Source organism: Pseudomonas sp. PS02290, assembly GCF_029960075.1.
In the GTDB taxonomy this organism is placed as follows: domain Bacteria; phylum Pseudomonadota; class Gammaproteobacteria; order Pseudomonadales; family Pseudomonadaceae; genus Aquipseudomonas.
Genome location: NZ_JASCOY010000136.1, coordinates 1 through 9,793 on the forward strand (window position 1 = coordinate 1; position 9,793 = coordinate 9,793).

Genomic DNA, 9,793 nt, shown 5'->3' on the forward strand with positions numbered 1-9,793 from the left:
CAGCTTCGCACCGCGCTGCTGGCCGAAGGCATCGATTGCCAGGCAGTGACCCCGGTCTCCTGCGAGTCCACCGGCGTTGCGCTGATCGTCGTCGATGACAGCAGCCAGAACGCTATCGTGATCGTGGCCGGCGGCAACGGCCACGTCACCGCGTCCGTGGTGGACAGCTTCGATGCGTTGTTGTCCGGGGCCGAAGTCATCATCTGCCAGCTTGAAGTGCCGCTCGACACCGTCGGCCACGTGCTCAAGCGCGGCCACGAACTGGGCAAGACCGTCATCCTCAACCCGGCGCCGGCCAGTGGCCCGCTGCCGGCCGAGTGGTTCGCCTGGATCGATTACCTGATCCCGAATGAAAGCGAGGCCACCGCGCTGACCGGTTTGCCCGTCGACAGCACCGCCAGCGCAGACGCCGCTGCATCAGCACTGCTTAAAGCCGGCGTCAGCAAGGTGATCGTGACGCTGGGCGAGCAGGGCGCCTTGTTCGCCAGCGCGTCGCGCTCCGAGCACTTCCCGGCACCCAAAGTGCAGCCCGTTGACACCACGGCGGCAGGCGATACCTTTGTCGGCGGCTTCGCGGCGGCGCTGGCCGATGGCAAATCCGAGTCGGACGCCATTCGCTTCGGTCAGGTCGCAGCGGCGCTGTCCGTGACCCGTTCCGGCGCCCAACCTTCCATTCCGACATTTGCCGAGGTTCAGGCCTCTGCAGCACAAGGGCATTCATCATGAAAAAAACCCCACTGCTCAACATTGCCTTGTCCCGCGCCATCGCGTCTCTCGGCCACGGCGACATCCTGATGATCGTCGACGCGGGCATGCCCGTCCCGGCTGGCGTGGAGCTGATCGATCTGGCCCTGACCCATGGTGTGCCCGATTTTCTCAGCGTGCTGAATGTGGTGCTGACTGAAATGCAGGTCGAGAGTCACGTCCTCGCCGAAGAGATGCTGTCGAAACAACCGCCAGCGTTGGCCACCGTTTCGAGCTTGCAGGCCTCGGGCAGCCTCGGTGAGCAACGCCTGGTGAGTCATGAGGCATTGAAACAGCTCAGCCGCGGCGCTCGGGCTATCATCCGCACCGGCGAATGCCAGCCCTACACCAACATCGCGCTCGTGGCGGGCGTGGTTTTTTAGCGCCGGTTTTTTATTTTCAGCCGTCAGGAACAAGGAGTTCCCATGAATACAACCCGTCATTTTTTCACCGGACTGATCAGGAGTGCCGCGCTGTTGGCCATTTTATCCGCCACGTCGGTGCATGCCGCCGAGAAGCGCGACGTGATCATCGACACCGACCCGGGCGCCGATGACGTCGTCGCACTGCTCCTGGCGCTGGCGTCGCCGCAAGAACTCAACGTCATGGCGATCACCACCGTGGCGGGCAACGTGCGCATCGACAAGACGTCGCGTAATGCCCGGCTGGCTCGGGAATGGGCTGGCCGGGAAGAAGTGCCGGTGTACGCCGGTGCCGGCAAGCCACTGGTGCGCACGCCGATCTACGCCGAGAACATCCACGGCAAGGAAGGACTCCCGGGCGTGGAAGTGCATGAGCCGAAGAAACCGTTGGCTGAAGGCAATGCCGTGCAGTACCTGGTCGACACCCTGAAGAAAGCTGCGCCCCACAGCATCACCATCGCCATGCTCGGGCCGCAGACCAATCTGGCGCTCGCGCTGAGTCAGGCGCCGGAGATCACCCAGGGCATCAAGGAAGTCGTGGTGATGGGCGGCGCCCACTTCAACGGTGGCAACATCACTCCAGTGGCCGAATTCAATATCTACGCCGACCCCGATGCGGCGAAGGTTGTCCTGGACAGCGGCGTGAAGCTGACCTACGTGCCGCTGGACGTCACCCACAAGATCCTCACCAGCGAAGCGCGCATCAAGCAGATCGACGGTCTGAACAATCAGGCTGGCAAGCTGGTCAGCGGTATCCTCAACGAGTACGTCAAGGCTGATATGGTCCATTACGGCCTGCCCGGCGGGCCGGTACATGATGCGAGCGTGATTGCCTGGCTGATCAAGCCGGAGCTGTTCAGCGGCAGACAGGTCAATCTGGTGATCGATAACCGTGAGGGTGTGACCCACGGCCAGACGGTTGCGGACTGGTATGACACCCTCGCTCAGAACAAAAATGTGTTCTGGGTCGAAAACGGCGATGCCCAAGGCTTTTTTGACCTGTTGACTCAGCGCCTCGGTCTTTTGAAGTAAATCTGCAGTGCTGCGCCGCGTGGCATCCCGCTGCGGGGCGCAGAGCAATCAAGGTGCAAAACTGTGTCTATCAACCTCAATAATTCCGATTCCCTTACCCACGACGCTGTCCGGCAAATGATCGCGGCGGCGCGGGATGGCGTGCACAACCAGCTGCGTGTCGGTCGCGACGGCCGTGCGTGGGTTTCCAGTGACGCGGTGGGCGGCGTCGACATCCGCGGACTGCTGTTTCGTCTGGAGACTTGGGCGGCCGGTTCCGGGTGTGTGGGCCCGGTGGCTGCCAGCGATGCCGTATGGGTGACGCAGATCTACAACGCCCTGCGGGACAACTGGGCCAATCCCACCACCGATTACGTCGACGTCTATTGACTCGCGCCCGCCTGTTTAGCCCGTCCTGCGGGCGGGCCTTAAACGTTTTGTCACGATTGAATGCGCCGGGCAGGCGATGCCTCGGGCAGACTCCTGCGCTGTACTCGACATGCCTTGGCTTGCGCGTGGCGAAACGAAGCCGCTGGACCGCTGTCGCAGAGGTTCTGATTCAGTTAAACGTTAGGAGGTTGTATGCCCTGGAAATACGCATCATCGGGTCTGGTGCTCGCCGCAGCGCTGCTGGCCGGTTGCAGCAGCACGTCGGAGTCTTCGAGCCAGCCTGAGGAGAGCGTCGCCAGTTCCCCGGCCAGTTCCGCTGATGGTTATGCCCGTTGTGACGCGGCAGCGGTGCAGTTCGCTGTCGGCAAGCCGGCGTCAGCGGCATTGCTGGACCAGGCGAAGGCCAAGGCCGGCGCACAGACCGCCAGAGTGCTCGGGCCCAACGACATCGTGACACTGGAATACCGCTCGGACCGTCTGAACCTGAACACCGATGATTCAGGGAAAGTGAACCGCGTCAATTGCGGTTAACGTCAGCGCATCACGGAATTGCAGGCATAAAAAAACCCCGTCAGTGACGGGGTTTTTTCAGATCGCTGGGATTACTCCGCGCGAACCTGAGCAGCTTGCATGCCCTTTTGGCCTTTCTCAGCCACGAAGGAAACAGTCTGGCCTTCTTTCAAGCTTTTGAAACCGTCGGATTCAATGGCTTTGAAATGTACAAAAAGGTCGTCGCCGCCACCCTGTGGGGTGATGAAGCCGAAGCCTTTTTCATCGTTGAACCATTTTACGGTGCCGGATTGGCGATTAGACATGGTGTATCTCCAGGAACATAATTTTCAGTAGTGCTGTGTTGCTCAGGCCAACTGGGCACACGAGCGCTATCATAGTCGAATTGTGTGAATGCTGGACTTTTTCGATTAGAACTTTGCGTCAGCATCTTCGATATAACGCCCCAAATGGGCCCCATAGGCCTGTTTAGCCCGGTCGGCGCGTTCAGCGGCGAACCCTTCTTCAACCCCTGAAACCCGCTGAATTCGCGGGCTTCAGGGTGTCGGTCGATAGGTCCTTCTTTACGCCCCGGTCTGGGGCATCAAGGAAATGAAAATTTTTTATTTTTTGCCATTCAGGCAATTTTTGCTCACCGCCGCCTGCAGACGAGAGGTCATATCGGTACTGGGAGGCGTCGTTTTGTCATTGAGCGACGCGATCTCCTTGTCCGAGAAGTTCTGGTTAATCTGTTGAGCGCCGCACTCGCAATGCGCCTTCACTGCACTGGCGTCCATCGATGGATTGCTCTGGGTGGCTGCGGTGGTGCATTCGTTCATGTAGCTGGTCTTGGTTTTCGCATCCATCGCGGCATGAGCGCTGAGGGGCAGTGTCAGGGCAAGCGGGGCGAGAAGGGCGGCAACGCGTAGAAGCTTCATGGTGGATTCCTTTTTGTCGGTGGCCGTCGAGGTGTCAGGCCTTGAACAGGTACTACCGATAATCTGAGGCCCCTGAAGCGCACCAGTTCCGTGGCGCCGCTGCGTCTCGGTTCATTTGCCGATCCCCGTGCAGCGCCCACCACCGTTTAGCTGACCCTGCGGTAACGCTGTGATAGCATGCGCGCCTGCAGATTAGCTCGCATCTCGCGGGGCCCCGTTGCCCTGCTGCAAGTTCTGTCGATTTCGTAAGTTCCAGTCACTCTGGTTCGGTCTTCAGGTTGGCCTTCGGGCTCCTGCCACTGTGAGGCAGGCATACCACCGAATCGCGTACTGGCTCTATCCCACCCACGTGACCTTTGGTAGGGGTCACCACTAGGAGAGGAGGCGCCATGCCAACTATTACTCTTCCCGACGGCAGTCAACGTTCTTTCGATCACCCGGTATCCGTTGCCGAGGTCGCAGCATCCATTGGTGCGGGCCTGGCCAAAGCCACCGTGGCCGGCAAGGTCAACGGTCAACTGGTTGACGCCAGCGACATCATCGATACCGATGCGAGCCTGCAAATCATCACCCCCAAGGATCAGGAAGGCCTGGAGATCATTCGTCACTCCTGCGCGCACCTGGTCGGCCATGCCGTCAAGCAGCTCTATCCGACTGCAAAGATGGTGATCGGCCCGGTCATCGATGATGGCTTCTATTACGACATCGCTTATGAGCGTCCTTTCACGCCGGACGACATGGCGGCGATCGAGCAGCGCATGCAGCAGCTGATCGAAAAGGATTACGACGTCATCAAGAAGGTCACGCCGCGTGCGGAAGTGATCGAAGTCTTCACGGCCCGTGGCGAAGACTACAAGCTGCGTCTGGTCGAAGACATGCCGAACGAGCAGGCCATGGGCCTGTACTACCACGAAGAATACGTCGACATGTGCCGCGGTCCGCACGTGCCTAACACCCGTTTTCTGAAGTCATTCAAATTGACCAAGCTGTCCGGCGCCTACTGGCGCGGCGATGCCAAGAACGAGCAGTTGCAGCGCGTTTACGGCACGGCGTGGGCGGACAAGAAGCAGCTGGCGGCTTACATCCAGCGCATCGAAGAAGCCGAAAAACGCGATCACCGCAAGATCGGCAAGCGCCTGGGCCTGTTCCATACCCAGGAAGAAGCGCCGGGCATGGTGTTCTGGCACCCGAACGGCTGGACGCTCTACCAGGTTCTTGAGCAATACATGCGCAAGACCCAGCGCGAAAACGGCTACCTCGAGATCAAGACGCCGCAGGTTGTCGACCGCTCCCTGTGGGAGAAGTCCGGGCACTGGGCGAACTACGCCGAGAACATGTTCACCACCGAGTCGGAAAACCGCGACTACGCCATCAAGCCGATGAATTGCCCGTGCCACGTGCAGGTGTTCAATCAGGGCCTGAAAAGCTACCGCGAGTTGCCGCTGCGTCTGGCCGAATTCGGCGCCTGCCACCGCAACGAACCTTCGGGTGCGCTGCACGGCATCATGCGCGTGCGGGCGTTCACCCAGGATGACGCGCATATCTTCTGCACCGAAGAACAGATGCAGGCTGAATCCGCCGCATTCATCAAGCTGACCATGGCCGTCTACGCCGATTTCGGTTTCAAAGACATCGAAATGAAGCTGTCGACCCGTCCTGAGAAGCGTGTCGGTTCCGATGAATTGTGGGATCGCGCCGAGTCTGCACTGGCTGCAGCCCTTGACAGCGCGGGTCTGCCGTACGATCTGCAACCGGGCGAGGGCGCGTTCTACGGTCCGAAGATCGAATTTTCTCTCAAGGATTGCTTGGGTCGCGTCTGGCAATGCGGTACTCTGCAGCTCGATTTCAACCTGCCGATCCGTCTGGGCGCCGAATTCGTGTCGGAAGACAACGGTCGCAAGCACCCGGTCATGTTGCACCGCGCAATCCTTGGCTCCTTCGAGCGCTTCATCGGAATCCTGATTGAGCATTACGAAGGCGCCTTCCCTGCGTGGCTTGCTCCAACTCAAGCAGTGATCATGAATATCACTGATAAACAGGCTGATTTTGCCCTTGAGGTGGAAAAAACATTGGCGCAAAGCGGATTCCGTGCCAAGTCCGACTTGAGAAATGAAAAGATCGGCTTTAAAATCCGCGAGCATACGTTGCTCAAAATTCCGTATCTCCTGGTGATTGGGGATCGGGAGGTTGAAACACAAACTGTCGCTGTGCGTACACGTGAAGGCGCAGACCTTGGCTCGATGCCGGTCGCCCAGTTCTCGGAGTTCCTTGCACAAGCGGTTTCCCGGCGTGGTCGCCAAGATTCGGAGTAATTATTATTAAGCGTGAAATGAGACAAGATAAACGAGCTGCACCGAAAGCCCCGATCAACGAGAATATCTCGGCACGTGAGGTTCGTTTAATTGGGGCTGAGGGTGAGCAGCTTGGGATTGTGTCAATTGAAGACGCGCTTCTTAAGGCTGAAGAGGCCAAACTGGATCTGGTGGAAATTTCCGCCGATGCAGTACCCCCTGTTTGCAAACTGATGGACTACGGCAAATCGATCTTCGAGAAGAAGAAACAGGTTGCTGCCGCCAAGAAAAATCAGAAGCAGATCCAGGTTAAAGAAATCAAGTTTCGTCCAGGGACGGAGGAAGGGGATTACCAGGTAAAACTACGCAACCTGGTACGTTTCCTGAGTGACGGGGACAGGGCCAAGATTTCCTTGAGATTTCGCGGTCGTGAGATGGCCCACCAGGAGCTGGGGATGGAGCTGTTGAAGCGGGTTGAAGCTGACCTGCTCGAATACGGTTCGGTCGAACAGCATCCTAAGATGGAAGGACGCCAGCTGATCATGGTCATCGCCCCGAAAAAGAAGAAATAACCACCAGGGCACGGCAGGCCTTGCGGTTATGTTTATCAACTGAATGCGGAGTATCCGAACATGCCAAAGATGAAGACTAAAAGTGGTGCAGCTAAACGGTTTTTGAAAACCGCGAATGGCATCAAGCACAAGCACGCTTTCAAGAGCCACATCCTGACCAAAATGTCGACAAAGCGTAAGCGTCAATTGCGTGGAAGCAGCTTGCTGCATCCGTCCGACGTGGCAAAAGTCAAGCGCATGCTGCGCCTTTGCTAATTTTGATCAAGAACAGAGGAATTAACTCATGGCTCGTGTAAAGCGTGGCGTCATTGCCCGTAAGCGTCACAAAAAAATTCTGAAACTTGCTAAAGGCTACTACGGCGCGCGTTCACGCGTATTCCGTGTTGCCAAGCAAGCGGTAATCAAGGCTGGCCAATACGCCTACCGTGACCGTCGTCAGAAAAAACGTCAGTTCCGCGCTCTGTGGATCGCTCGTATCAACGCTGGTGCGCGTATCAACGGTCTGTCCTACAGCCGTTTCATCGCTGGCCTGAAAAAAGCGTCGATCGAGATCGACCGCAAGGTTCTGGCTGATCTGGCAGTGAACGAAAAAGCGGCGTTTGCTGCGATTGTCGAGAAAGCTAAAGCCACTTTGGCCTAAGTCCCCGGCAATCACCGGACCCCGCTCGGGGTTCCGTGTTAAACGTCATAAATAGGGGAAGAGCCTTGTAAGCTCTTCCCCTATTTTGTATCTGGAGTCTGTACATGGAAAACCTGGACGCGCTGGTCTCTCAAGCACTTGAGGCTGTGCAAAGCGCCGAAGATATCAATGCCCTGGAGCAAATCCGGGTTCTGTACCTTGGCAAGAAGGGCGAATTGACTCAGGTGATGAAGACCCTGGGGAATCTGCCTGCTGATGAGCGTCCGAAGGTCGGCGCGCTGATCAACGAAGCCAAGGAGCGTGTCACAGAGGTTCTCAATGCGCGCAAGGCGTCGTTCGAGGAGGCCGATCTTGCGGTCAAGCTCGCGGCCGAATCCATTGACGTGACCCTGCCTGGCCGTGGCCAGACCACTGGCGGTCTGCACCCGGTTACCCGTACTCTGGAACGAATCGAGCAGTTCTTCACCCACATCGGCTACGGCATCGCCGAAGGCCCTGAGGTAGAAGACGATTACCACAACTTCGAAGCGCTCAACATCCCAGGCCATCACCCGGCCCGGTCGATGCACGACACTTTCTATTTCAATGCGAACATGCTGCTGCGCACCCATACCTCGCCGGTTCAGGTCCGCACCATGGAATCGCAGAAGCCTCCGATCCGCATCGTCTGCCCGGGCCGTGTGTATCGCAGTGACTCCGATATCACCCATTCCCCGATGTTCCATCAGGTCGAAGGCCTGCTGGTCGACCGCGATATCAACTTCGCCGACCTGAAAGGCACCATCGAGGAATTCCTGCGCGTGTTCTTTGAAAAAGAGCTGGCAGTGCGTTTCCGTCCTTCGTATTTCCCGTTCACCGAGCCTTCGGCCGAAGTCGACATGGAATGCGTGATGTGCAGCGGCAAAGGCTGCCGCGTGTGCAAGCAGACCGGCTGGCTTGAAGTCATGGGCTGCGGCATGGTCCACCCCAACGTGCTGCGCATGTCGGGCATCGATCCGGAAGAGTTCCAGGGCTTCGCCTTTGGCATGGGTGTAGAGCGTCTGGCGATGCTGCGCTATGGCGTCAACGACTTGCGCCTGTTCTTCGACAACGACTTGCGGTTCCTCGCGCAATTTCGCTAGGTCGCCCGTAACGAATTCTTTAGGAGAGCAGGATGAAATTCAGTGAACAATGGCTGCGTGGCTGGGTAAGCCCGCAAGTGTCCCGCGACGAGCTGGTTGCTCGTCTGTCGATGGCCGGCCTTGAAGTAGACAGCGTCACCCCGGCAGCGGGCGTTTTCAGCGGTGTTGTGGTGGGCGAGGTGTTGAGCACCGAGCAACACCCGGACGCTGACAAGCTGCGCGTTTGCCAGGTCAGCAATGGCGCCGAGACTTTTCAGGTTGTGTGTGGCGCGCCAAACGTACGTCCCGGCCTGAAGATTCCATTCGCGATGATCGGCGCCGAATTGCCGGGCGATTTCAAGATCAAGAAAGCCAAGCTGCGGGGCGTCGAGTCCAACGGCATGCTGTGCTCCCAAGCCGAGCTGCAGGTGGGTGAGGGCAATGACGGCCTGATGGAGCTGCCGGCCGACGCGCCGGTGGGTCAGGATGTGCGCGTTTATCTCGAACTGGACGACGCGAGCATCGAGGTCGACCTGACGCCCAACCGCGGTGACTGCCTGTCGGTCGCGGGTCTGGCCCGTGAAGTGGGTGCGCTCTATGACGCAGTCGTCACGCGTCCACAGGTGGCAGTGGTTCCGGTCGTGCACGATGAAGTGCGTCCTGTAGACGTGATCGCGTCTGCGGCATGCCCACGTTATCTGGGTCGCGTCATCCGCAATGTCGACCTGTCGCGTCCTACGCCGTTGTGGATGGTTGAGCGCCTGCGTCGCTCGGACGTCCGCAGCATCGACGCCGCAGTCGACATCACCAACTACGTGATGCTTGAGCTGGGTCAGCCGCTGCACGCGTTCGACCTTGCCGAGATCAACGGCGGCATTCGTGTGCGCATGGCGGAAGAGGGCGAAAAGCTCGTGCTTCTGGATGGACAGGAAGTCAGCCTGCGCGCTGATACTCTGGTCATCGCCGATCACCAGCGTGCCCTGGCCATCGCCGGTGTCATGGGTGGCGAGCACAGCGGCGTGTCCGCGACCACTCGCGATATTTTCCTTGAGAGCGCTTTTTTCGATCAAATTGCCGTTGCCGGCAAGGCACGGTCCTATGGCCTGCACACCGACGCGTCCCATCGCTATGAGCGCGGCGTTGACTGGCAGCTCGCTCGCGAAGCCATGGAACGTGCCACTGGCCTGCTTCTGGAG

At 58.7% G+C, this 9,793-nt stretch carries 13 protein-coding genes; 11 read left to right on the forward strand and 2 right to left on the reverse strand.

Features of this window, described 5'->3' with window-relative positions; all coding sequences use genetic code 11:
* From QMX88_RS27280 to QMX88_RS27300, 5 genes are all read left to right on the forward strand, one after another.
* Nucleotides 1-726 (forward strand): PfkB family carbohydrate kinase (locus tag QMX88_RS27280; RefSeq protein WP_282373365.1); only part of this gene is annotated, 726 nt, incomplete at its 5' end.
* Entirely contained in the window at nucleotides 723-1,127 is a 405-nt protein-coding gene (rbsD, locus tag QMX88_RS27285) for a D-ribose pyranase (protein WP_282373367.1), read from the forward strand. The genes QMX88_RS27280 and rbsD, both read left to right, overlap by 4 nt.
* A gap of 42 nt (nucleotides 1,128-1,169) precedes the next feature.
* Nucleotides 1,170-2,198 (forward strand): nucleoside hydrolase, encoded by a 1,029-nt coding sequence (locus QMX88_RS27290; RefSeq protein ID WP_282373368.1) that lies wholly within the window; start codon nucleotides 1,170-1,172, stop codon nucleotides 2,196-2,198.
* Between the two features lie 63 nt (nucleotides 2,199-2,261).
* Nucleotides 2,262-2,567, forward strand: a complete 306-nt coding sequence (locus QMX88_RS27295) for a hypothetical protein (protein WP_282373369.1) — start codon at nucleotides 2,262-2,264, stop codon at nucleotides 2,565-2,567.
* Between the two features lie 192 nt (nucleotides 2,568-2,759).
* Nucleotides 2,760-3,098: an I78 family peptidase inhibitor gene (locus QMX88_RS27300; protein WP_282373371.1), complete on the forward strand. Its 339-nt coding sequence runs from the start codon at nucleotides 2,760-2,762 to the stop codon at nucleotides 3,096-3,098.
* Between the two features lie 71 nt (nucleotides 3,099-3,169).
* Here the strand turns inward: QMX88_RS27300 and QMX88_RS27305 are convergent, their stop codons facing one another.
* Together QMX88_RS27305 and QMX88_RS27310 are read right to left on the reverse strand one after the other, a co-directional pair.
* A complete protein-coding gene (locus tag QMX88_RS27305; protein ID WP_065991529.1) occupies nucleotides 3,170-3,382 on the reverse strand; it encodes a cold-shock protein in 213 nt (70 codons plus the stop codon).
* Between the two features lie 297 nt (nucleotides 3,383-3,679).
* Complete coding sequence (locus QMX88_RS27310; protein WP_133771120.1) at nucleotides 3,680-3,994, reverse strand: hypothetical protein; 315 nt, start codon at nucleotides 3,992-3,994, stop codon at nucleotides 3,680-3,682.
* A gap of 389 nt (nucleotides 3,995-4,383) precedes the next feature.
* On the opposite strand from QMX88_RS27310, the gene thrS reads away from it, so the two are divergent.
* The 6 genes from thrS to pheT form a co-directional block, all read left to right on the forward strand.
* Nucleotides 4,384-6,306: a threonine--tRNA ligase gene (gene thrS / locus QMX88_RS27315; RefSeq protein ID WP_133771115.1), complete on the forward strand. Its 1,923-nt coding sequence runs from the start codon at nucleotides 4,384-4,386 to the stop codon at nucleotides 6,304-6,306.
* On the forward strand, nucleotides 6,306-6,857 hold the full coding sequence (gene infC, locus QMX88_RS27320; protein ID WP_172613086.1) for a translation initiation factor IF-3: 552 nt from the start codon (nucleotides 6,306-6,308) through the stop codon (nucleotides 6,855-6,857). Before thrS ends, infC begins: the two co-directional genes overlap by 1 nt.
* Before the next feature lie 60 nt (nucleotides 6,858-6,917).
* Nucleotides 6,918-7,112 (forward strand): 50S ribosomal protein L35, encoded by a 195-nt coding sequence (gene rpmI / locus QMX88_RS27325; RefSeq protein ID WP_003442181.1) that lies wholly within the window; start codon nucleotides 6,918-6,920, stop codon nucleotides 7,110-7,112.
* 28 nt (nucleotides 7,113-7,140) lie between these two features.
* Complete coding sequence (rplT, locus tag QMX88_RS27330) at nucleotides 7,141-7,497, forward strand: 50S ribosomal protein L20 (RefSeq protein WP_007905879.1); 357 nt, start codon at nucleotides 7,141-7,143, stop codon at nucleotides 7,495-7,497.
* A gap of 104 nt (nucleotides 7,498-7,601) precedes the next feature.
* Complete coding sequence (pheS, locus tag QMX88_RS27335; RefSeq protein WP_192171982.1) at nucleotides 7,602-8,618, forward strand: phenylalanine--tRNA ligase subunit alpha; 1,017 nt, start codon at nucleotides 7,602-7,604, stop codon at nucleotides 8,616-8,618.
* 32 nt (nucleotides 8,619-8,650) lie between these two features.
* The coding region (gene pheT, locus QMX88_RS27340; protein ID WP_282373372.1) for a phenylalanine--tRNA ligase subunit beta at nucleotides 8,651-9,793 on the forward strand (1,143 nt) is incomplete at its 3' end.